The sequence below is a fragment of the Paenibacillus sp. NPDC056579 genome (genome assembly GCF_042793215.1).
Lineage (GTDB): Bacteria > Bacillota > Bacilli > Paenibacillales > NBRC-103111 > Paenibacillus_S.
This window is the reverse complement of the sequence record NZ_JBHTVD010000007.1, coordinates 307,117-322,492: the sequence shown is the minus strand read 5'-3', so window position 1 is coordinate 322,492 and position 15,376 is coordinate 307,117. Positions and strand designations below refer to the sequence as shown.

Annotated in this window: 17 protein-coding genes; 9 read left to right on the top strand and 8 right to left on the bottom strand. The window is 52.5% G+C overall.

Annotation, left to right across the window (positions count from 1 at the left end; translation table 11 throughout):
- Positions 1-62 precede the first annotated feature (62 nt).
- Positions 63-1,445, top strand: a complete 1,383-nt coding sequence (locus ACFQ88_RS26340) for an MFS transporter (RefSeq protein WP_379458686.1) — start codon at positions 63-65, stop codon at positions 1,443-1,445.
- Between the two features lie 138 nt (positions 1,446-1,583).
- Here ACFQ88_RS26340 and ACFQ88_RS26335 read toward each other — a convergent pair whose 3' ends face one another.
- Both ACFQ88_RS26335 and ACFQ88_RS26330 read right to left on the bottom strand, forming a co-directional pair.
- Positions 1,584-2,096, bottom strand: a complete 513-nt coding sequence (locus ACFQ88_RS26335) for a GrpB family protein (protein WP_239628727.1) — start codon at positions 2,094-2,096, stop codon at positions 1,584-1,586.
- Complete coding sequence (locus tag ACFQ88_RS26330; protein ID WP_379458683.1) at positions 2,074-2,562, bottom strand: VOC family protein; 489 nt, start codon at positions 2,560-2,562, stop codon at positions 2,074-2,076. Before ACFQ88_RS26330 ends, ACFQ88_RS26335 begins: the two co-directional genes overlap by 23 nt.
- A 160-nt stretch (positions 2,563-2,722) precedes the next feature.
- On the opposite strand from ACFQ88_RS26330, the gene ACFQ88_RS26325 reads away from it, so the two are divergent.
- Together ACFQ88_RS26325 and ACFQ88_RS26320 are read left to right on the top strand one after the other, a co-directional pair.
- Positions 2,723-3,157 carry an Lrp/AsnC family transcriptional regulator gene (locus ACFQ88_RS26325; protein ID WP_379458681.1) on the top strand — a complete coding sequence of 145 codons (435 nt, stop codon included), beginning with the start codon at positions 2,723-2,725 and terminating at the stop codon, positions 3,155-3,157.
- Positions 3,158-3,192: 35 nt separating this feature from the next.
- Entirely contained in the window at positions 3,193-4,194 is a 1,002-nt protein-coding gene (locus ACFQ88_RS26320; RefSeq protein ID WP_379458679.1) for a pectinesterase family protein, read from the top strand.
- Positions 4,195-4,270: 76 nt separating this feature from the next.
- On the opposite strand, the gene ACFQ88_RS26315 is transcribed toward ACFQ88_RS26320, so the two are convergent.
- Together ACFQ88_RS26315 and ACFQ88_RS26310 are read right to left on the bottom strand one after the other, a co-directional pair.
- Complete coding sequence (locus ACFQ88_RS26315; RefSeq protein WP_379458677.1) at positions 4,271-5,608, bottom strand: sensor histidine kinase; 1,338 nt, start codon at positions 5,606-5,608, stop codon at positions 4,271-4,273.
- Positions 5,605-6,297, bottom strand: a complete 693-nt coding sequence (locus ACFQ88_RS26310) for a response regulator transcription factor (protein ID WP_379458867.1) — start codon at positions 6,295-6,297, stop codon at positions 5,605-5,607. Before ACFQ88_RS26310 ends, ACFQ88_RS26315 begins: the two co-directional genes overlap by 4 nt.
- A 193-nt stretch (positions 6,298-6,490) precedes the next feature.
- On the opposite strand from ACFQ88_RS26310, the gene ACFQ88_RS26305 reads away from it, so the two are divergent.
- From ACFQ88_RS26305 to shc, 6 genes are all read left to right on the top strand, one after another.
- Positions 6,491-6,841 carry a DUF6220 domain-containing protein gene (locus tag ACFQ88_RS26305; protein ID WP_379458675.1) on the top strand — a complete coding sequence of 117 codons (351 nt, stop codon included), beginning with the start codon at positions 6,491-6,493 and terminating at the stop codon, positions 6,839-6,841.
- Positions 6,842-6,954: 113 nt separating this feature from the next.
- The gene (locus ACFQ88_RS26300; RefSeq protein ID WP_379458673.1) at positions 6,955-7,794 is read left to right on the top strand and encodes an SGNH/GDSL hydrolase family protein; all 840 of its coding nucleotides are present in this window, start codon (positions 6,955-6,957) and stop codon (positions 7,792-7,794) included.
- A complete protein-coding gene (locus tag ACFQ88_RS26295) occupies positions 7,791-8,426 on the top strand; it encodes an NAD(P)-dependent oxidoreductase (RefSeq protein WP_379458671.1) in 636 nt (211 codons plus the stop codon). The genes ACFQ88_RS26300 and ACFQ88_RS26295 overlap by 4 nt, the downstream gene beginning before the upstream one ends.
- A 21-nt stretch (positions 8,427-8,447) precedes the next feature.
- On the top strand, positions 8,448-9,098 hold the full coding sequence (locus ACFQ88_RS26290; RefSeq protein WP_379458669.1) for a DUF2306 domain-containing protein: 651 nt from the start codon (positions 8,448-8,450) through the stop codon (positions 9,096-9,098).
- Between the two features lie 71 nt (positions 9,099-9,169).
- Positions 9,170-9,301, top strand: a complete 132-nt coding sequence (locus ACFQ88_RS26285; protein ID WP_379458667.1) for a hypothetical protein — start codon at positions 9,170-9,172, stop codon at positions 9,299-9,301.
- Positions 9,302-9,409: 108 nt separating this feature from the next.
- Positions 9,410-11,317 (top strand): squalene--hopene cyclase, encoded by a 1,908-nt coding sequence (gene shc / locus ACFQ88_RS26280; protein ID WP_379458665.1) that lies wholly within the window; start codon positions 9,410-9,412, stop codon positions 11,315-11,317.
- A 430-nt stretch (positions 11,318-11,747) separates the two neighbouring features.
- On the opposite strand, the gene ACFQ88_RS26275 is transcribed toward shc, so the two are convergent.
- From ACFQ88_RS26275 to ACFQ88_RS26260, 4 genes are read right to left on the bottom strand one after another with little or no spacing between them, the layout of a single operon-like run.
- Entirely contained in the window at positions 11,748-12,011 is a 264-nt protein-coding gene (locus tag ACFQ88_RS26275) for an HPr family phosphocarrier protein (protein ID WP_379458663.1), read from the bottom strand.
- Between the two features lie 6 nt (positions 12,012-12,017).
- On the bottom strand, positions 12,018-13,748 hold the full coding sequence (gene ptsP / locus ACFQ88_RS26270) for a phosphoenolpyruvate--protein phosphotransferase (protein ID WP_379458661.1): 1,731 nt from the start codon (positions 13,746-13,748) through the stop codon (positions 12,018-12,020).
- 24 nt (positions 13,749-13,772) lie between these two features.
- Entirely contained in the window at positions 13,773-14,927 is a 1,155-nt protein-coding gene (locus tag ACFQ88_RS26265; protein ID WP_379458659.1) for a mannitol-1-phosphate 5-dehydrogenase, read from the bottom strand.
- On the bottom strand, positions 14,924-15,361 hold the full coding sequence (locus ACFQ88_RS26260) for a PTS mannitol transporter subunit IIA (RefSeq protein ID WP_379458657.1): 438 nt from the start codon (positions 15,359-15,361) through the stop codon (positions 14,924-14,926). Before ACFQ88_RS26260 ends, ACFQ88_RS26265 begins: the two co-directional genes overlap by 4 nt.
- Positions 15,362-15,376 lie beyond the last annotated feature (15 nt).

The window sequence follows — 15,376 nt, the reverse complement described above, 5'->3', positions numbered from 1 at the left end:
GTTGGAATAAATAATTGATATCCAGTACGATAAAATCATGACAAAAGAAGGGATGACCGCAAATGAATGCTCGCAGCAGATGGCTGATGATTTCCGTAGGCCTCGGGATACTCTTGAATCCATTAAATTCTTCGATGATTTCTGTGGCTATTGCAAGATTTCAAAATGTGTACCAGCTTGATTTTACAGCCGTATCCTGGATCATTTTTTCTTTCTACATTGCGAGTGCTATCGCTCAACCCGTCATGGGTCGGGCCAGCGATTTATTCGGTCGCCGAAACATATTTCTTATCGGGCTGGTTGTGGCCTTCATTGCCTCCCTGCTAGCTCCGCTATCGCCAAGCTTTGGATGGCTCATCGTTTTCCGCGTTGTGCAATCGATCGGAACGAGCATGATGGTTGCCGTCGGAATGGCCATTGTGCGAATTTATATTACCGAGAAACAAGCCATTGCACTGTCTGTGCTGTCCGTATTCCTATCCGGAGCGGCAGCAATTGGACCTTTCATTGGAGGGGTTTTGATTCATTGGTGGGATTGGCCTGCGATCTTTTTCGTCAATATTCCGTTTGCGTTGGCGAGCTTCTTCTTGGCTTGGAGAACCATCCCTCAGGACGAATCGCCGGCATCCGCTGCGCGAAACATGTCCTTTCGCCAATGGTTTGCTGTGATTGATGTGCCGGGGATCCTGCTCTTTACGGCAGGACTGATTGCCCTGCTCATTGGATTAATGTCAGCAAAATCATCTGGACATATCTCATTACCTTATGTCGTCATTGGTCTGGCGGGCCTCGTTACACTTGGTGTTTTCGTACGATATGAGCTACAAGCGAAGTCACCCTTCATACCATTGCGTACCTTTGCCAAATATCCCGCCATGACTTGGGTCAATGTCCAATTCATTCTCGTAAACGTGCTTTTTTACTCGCTCTTTTTCGGATTCCCATCCTACTTGCAAATGGTGCGGCATGTCAGCGAGTTCCATACAGGGATTCTTATGCTGAGCTTGGGCATGTGCTCGCTGCTTGCATCTCCCCTGGCAGGGCGATGGATCGATAAGTCCGGACCTCGACCAGCTATGCTCTTGTCTACGATATTGATGACCTTCGGGTCCGTGTGGATCGTGACTTTGAGTCCAACTTCACCGGTTATCAGCGTATGCTTGGCGTTAGCGGCATTCGGCATCAGCAACGGGCTGAACAGTGTCGGAATGCAAGCGGCTTTGTTCAACAGCTCTCCAAAGGAAATCATCGGCGTAGCATCCGGATTATTCAATACATCCAGATATTTGGGGACCATTCTCTCTTCATTGCTGATAGGTGTCGTCATGGGAGGGGAGTTCAGCTTCGGGGGATTTCGATGGCTTGGGGTTATCCTTACGGTAATTGCATTGTCATTGGTCATCATGAACTGGCGTCGGGAGTCAGGGCAGCTGCAAGAATCTTAGGCTCATCAAGCTCAAACCGGTTTCCCCATTGCAACGAATGGAGCAACAATAGCTACAGGAAGCAGGGGCAGCATGTCTCTTCTGGCGAGGCGTTGCCCCCGTGCGTTCCCTTTTTTAATAATGATCAACCGTACAGCATTATTTCTCGGTGATAGCTAAGATCGTTTTAACAAAATCCGTTTTAGAATCAGCATAATTATGCTTATCGCCTTTATGTGCGGCTGATAGTTGTTTTTTCAGTTGCTCGTATTGCATTCTCGCCGCCTCGTTACCTCTCAAATAATCTCTGAAAGCCAGCTGCTCCAGCAAATAGTTGCTTCCTCGTCGGTACATATGAATTTGATGCGTTCGCGGCTCCCCCTTGTTAAAGTAATGTCGATCCGGTAACACATCCGTCCCTTTATATGCATAACCCAGCTTTTCCAACGGCGCAGCACATTTTGTACCATCCTGAAACTCATTAATCTCAATAGCGATATCAATAATCGGCTTCGCACTCAAGTGTTTCACCGCCGTACTTCCGATGTGATGCACGTCTAGAATGTATTGACCGGCAGCCGCAAGAATGCTTTCTCTTTCCGATATAAATTCTCTCTCCCATTCCTCGCACCAAGGTACCAAAAATACTTCACCTTTCGGCAGTCCCAGCACTCGAATCCCTCCTGGCATTGGCAGTCATATCAAAATCCACTTCCTCAATAAATTCTATCACTTCTCCGTTGGGACTGTGAACGACAGCGTTTTTGACGGTGAGCTGCGGTTCGCCGAGAGAAAGGCAGCCCGGTTCGATATAAGCTTCTGCCCCATTAGCAATTGCATGTTGGTACATTTCCTCCACATTGTCTACATAAAAGGCTAAGTGCAATAATGCCCCGTGAGCTATCTCTTGTTCCGATGACGCTTTCCTGCCTTGAGCTGGAATGACCGCTTCAGAATCAAAGATTTCAATACAAGTTCTCCGGTCGGGTGAAATCAGCATGGCAGCTTCTGTAATCCGGAAGGAAGGCAGACTCCAATGGTGCCCAACCTTAAATCCTAAAGCTTCCGTATAAAACGCTATGGTAGCTTGATAATCTTTGGCTTGTATTGCTACATGAGAAAGGCCTTTTACAACCACGAAACATCGCTCCCTTATAAAAAATATGAGCTTATTATATAAATAAAATCAAGTTAAATATATACAAACAATGAGGTTATTATAGTACAATCATTATTAAAAGTAAGGAATTTTGGACGTACATATTAGGTTTTTTAAGGTTCTGTTAGGGAGGGCTTATGTGGAACAACTAATCGACGACATTGATAACAAGATTATGAGATTGCTGCAGCAGAATGCACGAATGACGATTTCTCAAATCAGCAAAGAAGTGTCCATGTCTCAACCGTCCGTTAAAGAGCGGATTATCAAATTAGAGGAGAAAGGGATCATTTCCGGTTATACTGCGGTCTTTCATTTGCCGGATTTGAACCGTGGCACAACTGCTTTTATTCTAGTAAAAACAGAGCATTGCCAAGAGATGGTGGATTTTTGCCGGAGCTCCAAGGAAGTCACCGACTTGTTCCGCATCAGCGGGGAATACAATTATTTGATTAAAATACAAACGGCAACCGTTGAGGAGCTTGCTGAGTTTCAAGATTCCCTACTCAAGCTAGGGCCATCGAAGTCTCTTGTCAGTATGAAAAACATATTGGAAAACCGAATTTTGCTATAAAATGATGCTATAACCATGCAAAAGGAGACCTACCTATGATAGTAGCCGCCGACGGCAGCGGTGATTACCGCACCATTCAGGAAGCGCTCGACCAGATAGCAGACGATACCAATGTAAGAACCGTCATTTATATACGTAACGGGGTATACAAGGAGAAGCTTCACGTCGTGAAGCCGCTCGTAAGCCTCGTCGGAGAGAACGCGGAGCTTACGATCATTACGTATGACGATTACGCCAGGAAGACATTCCCTAACGGCGAAGCCTATGAGACGTTCCACTCTTATACCGTGTTTATTGGCGCGGATGATTTCAGCGCGGAACGGATCACCTTCCGCAATACGGCGGGCCGAGGGGAAGCCGTCGGCCAAGCGTTGGCCGCTTACGTGGACGGAGACCGGGTATCGTTCAAGCACTGCCGGTTTCTTGGACATCAAGACACCCTGTTTACAGGTCCGCTGCCGCCAGCCCCCATGCAAAGAACCACCTTCGGCGGACCGCGGGAGGGAATGCCGCGCAGGAACGTACGGCAATATTACGAGCACTGCTACATAGAGGGAGATGTCGACTTTATATTCGGGTCGGCAACCGCCGTGTTCAACCAGTGCGAGATCTTTTCCAAACGGCGTCTCGGGGAAGAAGATCCCGGGGAATTTCCGTCCGAGCGCATCCATGGCTGGCTGACCGCCCCGTCGACGCCGGAAGAGATCCGCTTCGGCTATGTCTTCCATCAATGCCGCCTTACAAGCGATGCTCCCTCGCAGTCCGTCTACCTGGGCAGGCCTTGGAGAAACTACGCCAAGTCCGCCTTTCTCCTTTGCTGGATGGGCGAGCATATCGCCGCAGCGGGCTGGGACAATTGGAACAAGCCGGAGAGCGAGCGCACCACGGTCTTTTGCGAGTACCGTAATACGGGTCCGGGCGCAGCAGTGGAAGGCCGCGTGCCTTGGTCGGCTCAACTAAGCGACGACGAGGCTGAAGCGTATTCCCCGATTAGCGTGCTTGCGGGAATCGACGGGTGGAACCCGGTTACCGCGTAAAGGATGGAAGGACCGGCTCTCGGGCCGGTCTTTTGACGTTCTCCCGACAGCCGATCGATACGGCAGCCCGTCCCTTTTACGCACGATTTCGCAAAGGAATCCAGCCCGTGAACAAGGCGCCGCCGGACGGGCTCTTGTTCTGAACGAAGAGCTCGCCGTTGTGCGCTCGAACAATCCGGCGCGCTATCGTAAGCCCGAGCCCGGCGCCGCCATACGCAGGATTTCTGGAATGGTCTCCGCGATAAAACGGTTCGAATACAACCATCCGATCTTGTTCAGCAATTCCTGGCCCGGTGTCCTCCACCGTGAAGACGAGGCGTTCGCTTTCCTTGCGCCAGCCAAGCTCAATCCTTCCGCCAACCGGAGTATGCCTTACGGCATTATCTATCAGATTGCCCAGGGCTCGCCGTAACAAATGGGAATCGCCGGTAAAGGCAACCTGTTCCAGCGGCTCTTCCTCGATATAGCTAAGCTCAATGCTCTTCTCGTTGGCTATGGGACGAAATTCTTCAGCGATCCCCGCAAAAAAGGGAGAAGCCTCCAATGGCTCCGGCCGAAGCGTTTGTTCCAGCGATTCGAGCTTCGTGTAGGCAAACAAATCAGAGATAAGCCGTTCGAGCTGTTCGGCTTTCTGGCTGCATATCGAGAGATAACGGGCCGCTTTATCCCGGTTATCGTACATTCCCCGCTCCAGCCTCAGCAGAAATCCGCGCAGCGTAAACAACGGCGATCTTAAATCGTGCGCGATCGCCTGAATAAAGAATCGCCGCTCCTCCTCCAGCTCGGACTGGCGGGTTAACGATTCCCGCAAGCTGCTGCCCATCGCTTGAAAGGCCGATCGCACATCCGCTACTTCAAGCACGGTGGATTCGGGCAAATAAAAATCCAGATCCCCGCTGGCAATCCGCCTCGCTGCCGCCCCCATGGCTTCAAGCGGTTTAATGACCACACGCCCCATTTTCATGCCGATGAAAAAGATGGCAATGAGCGTTGCAAGAATGGCGCTAACAGTAGCCAGCCCGCTGCTTCGTTCCGGAACAAAGAACAGCGCCTGGCCGCGCATCTCGCCCTGCTCAATGATGCTTAGCTGCCTCGTCGCATTATCCCCTGCACCGGTCGGGCCGGCGTGCATGATCTCACGCCCGGCGGCATCCAGCAGGATGATACCGAAGTCTGACAGCTTGGCGATATTTTGGAGCGAGTCCTGCCACTGCGGTTCCTCCCATCGCCGCGCATCCGCTTCGCTCACGGCATGAATTGCCGATGTTAGGCCGGACTGCTGCCGTGCATGCAGATGGCTTGCAAAAATGGATCGGTCAAGCAAATCCGATACTTCAAACAATAGTCTCGGCAGCAGCAGAACGATCAGCATGCCGATGATCATCCACTGGCGGATGCGAAGCCGGCCCTTCATTCCCGTACCCCTTCGAACCGATAGCCGACGCCCCATACATTCGTAATGATTTTCGGGCGTCGCGGGTCCTCTTCGATTTTTTCCCGAATTCTCCCGATGTGTACGGTTACCGCGTGCTTGTCGCCAACACCGTCCCAGAACCGCTGCAGCAGCTGGTCATAGGTGAATACTTGGCGAGGGTACTCCGCAAACAGGCACAGCGTGTCGAATTCCTTCGGCGTCAAGGACAAAGGCCGTCCGTCCAATACGGCTTCATGCGCTTTCACATCCAGGATGAGCCTGCCGAACCTCCACTCCCATTTCGGCTCTTTTTCGCTTTTGTCGTACCGCCTTAAAACAGCTTTGACCCGTGCAACCACCTCTTCCGGAGTGACTGATTTGACAATATAATCGTCACCGCCCAAGCTGAGACCGCGAATTTTATCCATATCCTCACCGCGCGCGCTCAGGAATAAAATCGGGAGATCACGCGTTTTCCGAATATGCCGGCACAGGTCCAGGCCGTTTTGCCCCTGCATCATAACGTCCAGCAGCATGCAGTCGACCGGTCTGCGATCCAATATTTCCAGCGCCTCCGCAGCGCTGAACGCTTCTATCGCTTCAAACTGTTCGTCTTCGAGATAATCCCGCATTAACTCTACGATTTCTGCATCATCATCGACAATGAGGACGGTTCGTTTGCCGTTCAAGCTCAATTAAGCTCGCCTCGCTTATTCTAATAATTTGCAATTATTGTAACATACCGCTTGGTGCATTCGGCTCATTTTGAATGATTTGAGATAGTTTGTGATTGTTTTGTGACTTTTTCGCACAGCCTTTCGTGAGATTAATCCGCTATGATGAGTCGTGACGTCAAATCTGCTAAGAAAGGAGGGTATCCGCATGTACATTGGCCGACTCGCTTACAGGATATTGGCATGGATTTTTTTCGGCTGTATTGTGGTTCAAGTGTTTCTTGCGGGAATGGCGACGTTCGGTGATCCGTCCAAATGGCAGGCCCACGCATTGTTCGTGCAGCTTTTCGCCATGCTGCCTTTGGCTATGTTCCTTGTCACATTTATCGGAGGGATAAAGGGGCGTGACCGGTTACTGAGCCTCGGGCTGTTTCTTCTCGTGGTCATGCAGTTTCTTACGGTTCAGGTATTTTCCTCCGTATTCATCATTGCAGCGCTTCATCCGCTTATCGCGATGGTTCTGTTCTGGGGCTCGATGGCGGCAGCGCGAAAAGCATGAGCTGTATCGTGTCGTGTCTGCCGGACAACGACTCATCCAGGGAGGCACACAATGAAACTGTTATCTGGAACATAAGCATGTCGATGAGCTGAAAAGGAAGGAGATTGATCAATTTGAAAACAAATATAGATCCCCATTTGGTAAAGCTGGTGCAATCTCAACATCCGGAGAAGCTGCTTCCCTTTGTCCGCAATATGAATGATCGGACGCTTGCCGCTATTTACGGCACGGATGCCGATACTTACAGATCGATTATTCGTCACTTGACACAGTTGGCTCAGGACACGGCTCGGGAGATGTTGAACGATGCGGCGTTTGCCAATAAGCTGGATCGTATTCCGTTTCAAGCGGGACAGACGATTATTGCAGTCGGCGAAAGCACGACGGACGATCTGCTTTCCTGGTTTGAGCTGCTTCGTCATCTTATCGGACTGAGAAGGCCTCAGGATGGAATCCGGTTTATTAATGAAGGCATTTCAGGCTACACATCGACTCAAACGCTACGAAGGATGAGCAGCGTGACCGCCATGAACCCGGACTGGATCATGTGTATGATCGGTGGCAATGACGCGTTAAGAATCGGCCCGGAGCCTGCCAAAACACAGGTCGATCCAGAGGAAACGGCGAAAAATCTGAGTGCGATCAGACACATCGCCGCTTCCCGGACGAAAGCCCGCTGGGTCTGGCTGACTCCCCCGCCGATTAATGAAGAGCAGGCAGCGGCTTATCCTTACTTTCAGTTCGGCCAGCTTGCCTGGCGCAGCAAGGATATCGCGCGCGTTAGCGAAACGATCCGCAGCCTCCCGGATCCTGTCGTTGATATGCAGTCCGTATTTAAGGCATATGTTGATCAACCGCCGCTCGGTCCCGATGGCGTTCATCCTACCCTGGAAGGCCATCAAGCGATTGTGACACAGCTTGTTGAAGCTCTTGCCGGAGGGATAACGGCATGAAGCTCGTCATATTCGGTGCTACCGGCGGCACCGGACGCCAGGTCGCCGTTCAAGCCTTGGAGAAGGAACATAAGGTCACGGCGGTCGTTCGTAAACCTGAGGCGTTGGATCTTCGCCATGATAATCTGGAAGTTATCCAGGGGGACGTTCTCCATCCGCCTTCCATAAGGGAGGCAATAAGCGGGAAGGATGCAGTGCTGTCTGCGCTTGGCGTCACGCACCGGAATCCGACAACCGTATATTCCGCCGGAACGGCTAATGTCATGGAGGCGATGCGGACGGCAGGCGTGCAACGTCTCGTCTGCCTTTCGTCGGCAGGGCTTGAGGTCCCCGCCGATACACCGCTTTTGCAGCGGCTTGTCATCCGGCTTGTCATTCAGCGGATGTATCGACACGCTTATCAGGACATGTCGCGCATGGAGACGGAACTCCGGGAATCCTCCGGGTTCACCTGGACCGTTATTCGTCCTCCGCGATTGACAAACGGGCCGCACACCCAGGCTTACCGTACGGCTGTAAATAGGCCGCTGTCTCAAGCGAAGGGGATATCGCGCGCCGACTTGGCGGACTTCATGATCCGATCGATTGCGGATCCGGCCACTTATCAGGCAGTTGTTGAGATATCTGACTAAAGCTACAGGAGGAGTACCAAGATGGCTGGTAAACGCATAGTACGCGGCCTTTACGTCATCATCGCAGCACTTGGGTTAGGAGCGGTTTGTTTTGCCATCCTGCCTTATCTTACTCTTGATCCAAGCCTTAGCCGTGTGGAGCTGAATCCAGCAATTCCTCTGCACTATCCGCTCCTAATCACACATATTGGCTTCGCCTTTATCGCCGTCATCATTGGCTGGCTGCAATTTTTGCCTGGCCTTAGAAAGCGGCGGCCGGTCCTTCATCGATGGACAGGAAGGGTATATTTGGGGTGTGTTGCGATCGGCGCCGTAACCGGACTTGTCGTTGGAGCTTTTTCAGCTAGCTATGTAAGACAGATGGCTTTCCTGCTCTTAGGGCTGCTGTGGCTGTTTACAGGCTGGAAAGGCTACCGGAAAGCAAGGCTCGGACGATTCGGCGAGCATGGCGTGTGGATGGCGAGAAATTACGCACTAACCCTCGTTGCGGCAAGCGCGCGCCTGCTGACTCCGTTCTGCATCCTGCTCTATTTGGCATTGCATGGAGGTCCGCCGGCCGGGGGCGTTGCAGAGATAGTGAAGCAGGTGCTGGAGATCAACATATGGGTCGGTCTTGCGGTAAATCTTGTCATCACGGAGTGGATGATTGTAAATAGGTTCAACACCAAATAAGAAAGGATGCTGAGACTTGTGACTATGCCTGAGCAAACAAGAGCATTTCTGGAGGAAGCGTCAAAGTTTCGTTGAAACGGTATCCGGGCATGATCCATCTGTTTTATGCAATGACGGATGTATTCTCCGACGGAAACGATGTTTATGAATGGATTCGTCTGCAGCTTCGGACGCTGGATGCCCAGGACAAATCGTTATCCTGATACCGACCGAATGCCGGATACGAAGCACCCGCGGGTATCTGCATGCCTCCCTCCTCATATGATGTAGAGATAACCGGAAATTGTTCGGATGAAGGCAGGGGATGAAGCATGAGCGTGTGGCATGAAGCGGATGAAGAAATTCGCCGCCTGCGGAACGAGCTTGAAGGGCTGCAGCATGGGGACGGCAGCTGGCGGTTTTGCTTTGAGAACGGTATATTGACCGATGCCTATATGATCATTGTGCTCCGGACATTGGAGCTTCCCTATGAAGCGTTAATACGGCGGCTGCACGACCGGATCGCCTCGGAGCAGCAGGACAACGGGGCATGGAAGGTGTATGCCGACGAGGAGGAGGGCAACTTATCCACCACCGTCGACGCGTACTATGCCCTGCTGTATTCCGGCTACAGTACGAAAAGCGATGAATCGCTGCGAAAAGCAGCGCGGTTCATCCGTTCCAAAGGCGGACTCAAGCAGGTGCGCGGCGTACTGACCAAGGTGTTCCTGGCGGCGACAGGACAATATCCTTGGCCATCTTCGCTGATAATTCCGCTGGAAGTACTGCTTCTCCCTCCATCGTTTCCCATCAGCTTTTACGATTTTTCCGGCTTCGGGCGGGTACATCTGGTTCCTATGCTTCTTATGGCTGACCGCCGGTTCACGATCCGGACGGATACCACGCCGGATCTGTCCGATTTGAGCGGGAGCGGTCTTGTTCACGATAGGACGGAAGACGGTACGAACTCGTCATCCCGTATTTCCCATCAAAGGCTTCTGGACGAAATTCAATCCGGCCTTCAGCAGCTGGCCGGACTCCCGGGGATGCTTCACGAGCGTGCTGTAGCGGAAGCCGAGCGCTATATGCTCCAGCGTCTCGAGCAGGACGGTACCCTGTACAGCTATGCTACCAGCACATTGCTTATGATCATGGCTTTGTTGGCCCTCGGCTACGAGAAGCGCCATCCGGTGATTACCGCCGCCGTACAGGGACTCATGACGATGGTGTGGAGCTTCGACGGGCGAAGCCATCTGCAGAACTCGCCGTCCACTATCTGGGATACGGCTCTGTTATCCGACGCTCTGCAAAGAGCGGGGACATCGCCCGACAGCCCAACCATTCGCAGAGCGAACGCTTTTTTGCTCACCAAACAGCAGCATAAGCTCGGAGATTGGAGCCTTCGAGTCGCTCATCCCGTACCCGGCGGCTGGGGCTTCTCGGAGTCCAATACGATCAACCCGGACGTGGACGACTCCACGGCTGCTTTAAGATCGATCCGTCAGCACGCGCTGCGTGATCCGGCTTACCGGGATGCATGGAACCGGGGGCTCCAATGGGTATTATCCATGCAAAATAAAGACGGAGGCTGGCCGGCATTTGAACGCGGCTCGAACAAAGAGCTGCTTGCGCTGCTTCCCATCGATGGTGCCCGCGCAGCCGCAATCGATCCTTCTACTGCCGATTTGACCGGCAGGACGCTGGAATTTTTGGGCACGGCGGCGGGACTTGGCCGAGGCCACGCTTTTGTGAGGCGCGGGGTCGATTGGCTGATCGACAATCAGGAGGAGGACGGCTCGTGGTACGGCCGATGGGGCGTTTGTTACTTGTACGGCACATGGGCTGCCTTAACCGGCATGACGGCTGTCGGCATTCCGCATGAGCATCCTTCCGTCCATAGAGCGATTGCGTGGCTCTTCAGCATTCAGAATGCAGACGGAGGCTGGGGAGAATCCTGCGCCAGCGACCGATTGAGTCGCTATACGCCGCTCCATGCGAGCACGCCTTCGCAAACCGCGTGGGCACTGGACGCCTTAATCGCAGTGCACGACAAGCCCTTGCCCTCGGTGGATAAAGGCATCCGGCAATTGATCGCTCAGCTCCACAAGCACGACTGGACGACCCGCTATCCGACAGGCGCAGGCTTGCCGGGCATTTTTTACAGCAACTATCATAGCTACCGGTATATTTGGCCGCTGCTCGCCCTCAGCCATTATGTCGGGAAGTACGCGGCGCAATGATAATCATTTCAAACTAATGCTGCCTCAATGATGCTTCAACCTCCACTTTGTATGCTTCCACAATATGCAAAAGCCTCCAATCCCCACTGCAACTGCAATAGTGGTTTTGGAGGCTTTTATGCTGACACTTTGGGACGGGCTTACTCAAACCTGTGCTCTCCTTTGCGGATTGCGCCTTTTACAATCGGACCCGCGCCTTGGCGGACAGGAGATCCGTTATTTACCAAAATACCGGCTCTGCTTAAGTACAATCGGACAATGGATCCTTTATTTGGCATTTTTTCGCTTAAAAAGCTCCGTAAATGTCCGAAGAGACGGAATAGCTGGTCTATACATAAAGAGGGTCAGTATCTTTGCATACTCCCATACGAGTGATTATGCTTGAACTCAATGATTCGGGACTGCAGCTCCCCAAGACTGCAAGCTCAATCTATTCCTCGTAAATTTTGGTCAGCAGCTCGCTCAGCGTATTTTGCGCCTGCTCCTCCTGCTCGCCGTCCACTTCCAAAGTCACTTCATCGTTGTGCTGGATACCGAGCGTCAGCATGCTTAAGGAGCTTTTGCCGTTCACTTTTCTCCCGCCCTTGATCACACTCACCTTGCACGGAAATGCGCTGGCCGCCTGTACGAACGCTTTGGTCGGACGCGCATGAAAGCCCGAAGGATTGAGTATCGTATACGTTTGAGATATCATATCAGGTCACTCCTTGTTCTTTTGTTTCACGAATTGTTGAATGCTCGCTTGATTGCCTATCGAGAGAACTTGCTCTATATATCCGGCCCATTCGGCCTGCGAGGTTTTGCGGATCAATGCTCTTGCCGGCAAAATGGAGCTCGCGCTCATGCTAAATTCATGGAGGCCCATACCGAGCAAAATCGGAATGGCGTTTTCGTCACCTGCCATTTCACCGCACATACCAACCCATTTGCCTTCCTTCCTCGCAGCCTGGATGACCATATGGATAAGCCGCAGGACGGAAGGATGACACGGTTGATACAGGTAGGAAACATTTTCGTTCATCCGATCCGCCGCCATCGTATATTGAATCAGGTCGTTCGTCCCGATGCTGAAGAAATCGACTTCCTTGGCCAAGAAATCGGCGGCAAGCGCCGCGGCCGGGATCTCAATCATAATCCCTACCTCTATGGAGCCGGATACGGGAATGCCTTCCTGAACCAGCTTCTCTTGTTCTTCCTGAAGCAGGCGCTTAGCCTCACGAAGCTCCTCCGCTACGGCGATCATCGGGAACATGATCTTCAGCTGGCCGTACACGCTCGCTCTGAGCAAGGCTCTAAGCTGCGTACGGAACAAATCCTGCCTGCTGAGCGTCAGCCGAACGGCACGCAGCCCAAGGAAAGGATTGCTTTCGACCGGCAGCTTCATATACGGAAGCTCCTTATCGCCGCCGATGTCGAGCGTACGGATGACAACCGGCTTGTTGTTCATCCGCTCCAGTACATGCTTGTAAACCTGGAACTGCTCTTCTTCGTTAGGAAGCGCATTGCGTCCCATATAAAGAAATTCGGTCCGGAACAAGCCGATGCCTTCCGCGCCGTTCTCGATGACCTTCTGCAAATCTTCCACGCTGCCGATATTCGCCGCCAGTTCAACGCGATGGCCGTCCTGCGAGATCGTCGGCTGATCCAGAAGCTTCCGCAGCTCTCTTCTCTTTTCATCGTACGCTTGTTTACGAGCTTGATACATTGTGAGCTCTGCATCGGTCGGATCAATGATAACGGTACCCTCGACGGCATCCATAATGACCATCGTGCCGGTCTCGATTCCGGAAGCGTCCTTGCCCGCTCCGACAATGGCAGGCACTTCGAGAGATCTCGCCATAATGGCCGAGTGCGATGTACGGCTGCCGATCTCTGTTACAAAGCCCAGCACATAATCGAGATTGAGCTGCGCCGTATCCGAAGGGGTCAAATCTTCGGCTATGAGGACACAGGGCTCATTGATCGCCGTTACCGCAGCATAGGATACGCCGCGAAGACGGCTCATAATTCGTCCGGAGACGTCCTGCACGTCGGCAGCCCGCTCCCGCAGCAGCTCGTTATCCATCGAGCTCAGCATCTCGATGAAGCTCCTCGCTATGTCATAGAGGGCAAATTCGGCGTTAATGCTTTCATTCTCAATGTTCTCGATAATGGGATCGATCAAATCCGGATCGTCCAGGAGCATCAGATGCGCTTCGAAAATCTCCGCTTTAGCCGCTCCGAGCCGCTCCTCCGTCATCGCTCTGATCTGCTCCAGCTCCAGTCTTGCTTCCTCTACCGCTTGACGGAAGCGCTCAATCTCTATAGAAACGTCAGCCACCTTGTCAGGTGACGGCTCGTAATGTGCGTTATTCAGTCGGAATGCTTTGGCAATGGCAATACCGGGGGATGCGGTAATACCGGATAGACGTATGGAACTCAGTTTCGCCATAGAAGAACTCCCCTTTCTTTCTTATCAGGAATGAGATTGCAGAAATTGCTCGTAATGCTTCATAATGGCAGCATGTAGCGGGTGACCCTCGCCAATTGACGTATATTTGGCGATCGTTTGAGCGGCGCCAAGCTTGGCAAGCTCGGATTGCAGCTCTACCGCTTCCGGATCCGCTTCGTCCTGGAATAATAGTGCCGCCGCGATGCCCATGGTCAAATAGTTCGGCATCATCCCCAGCTCATATGCTTGCAGAGCCGGACGGACAAGGCGGTCGTTACGCGACAGCTTGCGAATCGGTGATCTTCCCACTCGCGTGACTTCATCCGTCAAATAAGGATTCACGAAACGGCTGATAATTTTGCTAATGTATTGCGCATGCTCCTCAAGCTGGAATCCATACTGGCGAACCAGAACCGCTCCCGTTTCCTCCATGACACGCCGTACCCGCTCCGCAATCGAGGAATCCGCCATAGCTTCTTGTATCGTAGCAAATCCTTCGATATATCCCAAATAAGCGGCAACGCAGTGTCCTGTGTTAACGGTAAAAAGCTTGCGCTCAATATACGGCTGCAGCCGGTTCACATAATGAACGCCCTCGATGCGATGAAAGCCAGGGATCATCTGCGATTCATCGACGACCCATTCGTAGAATGGCTCCACCTTCACTTCCAGAGGATCCTCGTTGTGCTGAATCGGTACGATGCGGTCAACCGCTGCATCAGGGAATGCGACGGTCCGGCTCACCTTCTCCCTGACCTCCGGGCTCAAATGGCTGTATACGTGCTCTTTGAGCTGGGTACTGCCGCCAATCGCATTCTCACAAGCGATTATGTGCAGCGGCGCCGCTTCCCTCTCCGCCCGCTTCTCCAGGCCTTTTGCAATACCGGGAGCAATATGCTTAAGAATGTTCACTCCGACGGCGGTTGTGATCAGATCGGCTTGGGATACGGCTTCGGCAACGCCGTCCAGATGCTTGCCGTTAATAGCCGTCACGCCCTCCACCAAGAAGGTATCCTGGCTCTCATTCGCCAGGCGGACCGTATACGCCTTTCTCTCCTGGAGCAGCTCCACCAAGCTGTCGTTCACATCGGAGAAACAGACTTGGTAGCCCGCTTGAGATAATATCAGCCCGATGAAGCCTCTGCCTATATTGCCGGCACCGAAATGTACCGCCTTCATAGCTCCATACCGCTTTCGAAGATGTTCAGCATATCCTCCGGCGTCTTCGCCGCCATAATGCGTTCGATATTCTCGTCCTCGGAGCAAATCATGGCCACATTGGTCAAAATATCCAGATGCTCATTGCCCGCGGCAGCGATGCCGATCACCAGGTTGGCTCTTTCGCCGTCCCCGAAGTCTACGCCTTGCGGAATTTGTACGATAGACAGCCCTGTGGAGACAATCAGCGACTTGGAATCCTGTGTTCCGTGAGGGATCGCCAGCCCATTTCCCATATAAGTAGACAGTGTTTGTTCACGCTCGATCATTTTCTCGATATAAGCCGGGGACGCGTGACCCGCATCGACCAGCAGTTGTCCCGCCATGCGGATAGCTTCCAATTTATCTTTAGGCTGAGCGTTCATTTTGATTTTGTTCACAGATAAAATACTCATAGCAGGTTCTCTCCC

Bases quoted from the DNA above. Each gene is read 5' to 3' on its own strand.
- ACFQ88_RS26340 (WP_379458686.1), top strand. From the start codon at position 63: ATGAATGCTCGCAGCAGATGGCTGATGATTTCCGTAGGCCTCGGGATA.
- ACFQ88_RS26320 (WP_379458679.1), top strand. From the start codon at position 3,193: ATGATAGTAGCCGCCGACGGCAGCGGTGATTACCGCACCATTCAGGAA.
- ACFQ88_RS26315 (WP_379458677.1), bottom strand. From the start codon at position 5,608: ATGAAGGGCCGGCTTCGCATCCGCCAGTGGATGATCATCGGCATGCTG.
- ACFQ88_RS26305 (WP_379458675.1), top strand. From the start codon at position 6,491: ATGTACATTGGCCGACTCGCTTACAGGATATTGGCATGGATTTTTTTC.
- ACFQ88_RS26295 (WP_379458671.1), top strand. From the start codon at position 7,791: ATGAAGCTCGTCATATTCGGTGCTACCGGCGGCACCGGACGCCAGGTC.
- ACFQ88_RS26290 (WP_379458669.1), top strand. From the start codon at position 8,448: ATGGCTGGTAAACGCATAGTACGCGGCCTTTACGTCATCATCGCAGCA.
- shc (WP_379458665.1), top strand. From the start codon at position 9,410: ATGAGCGTGTGGCATGAAGCGGATGAAGAAATTCGCCGCCTGCGGAAC.
- ACFQ88_RS26275 (WP_379458663.1), bottom strand. From the start codon at position 12,011: ATGATATCTCAAACGTATACGATACTCAATCCTTCGGGCTTTCATGCG.
- ptsP (WP_379458661.1), bottom strand. From the start codon at position 13,748: ATGGCGAAACTGAGTTCCATACGTCTATCCGGTATTACCGCATCCCCC.
- ACFQ88_RS26265 (WP_379458659.1), bottom strand. From the start codon at position 14,927: ATGAAGGCGGTACATTTCGGTGCCGGCAATATAGGCAGAGGCTTCATC.
- ACFQ88_RS26260 (WP_379458657.1), bottom strand. From the start codon at position 15,361: ATGAGTATTTTATCTGTGAACAAAATCAAAATGAACGCTCAGCCTAAA.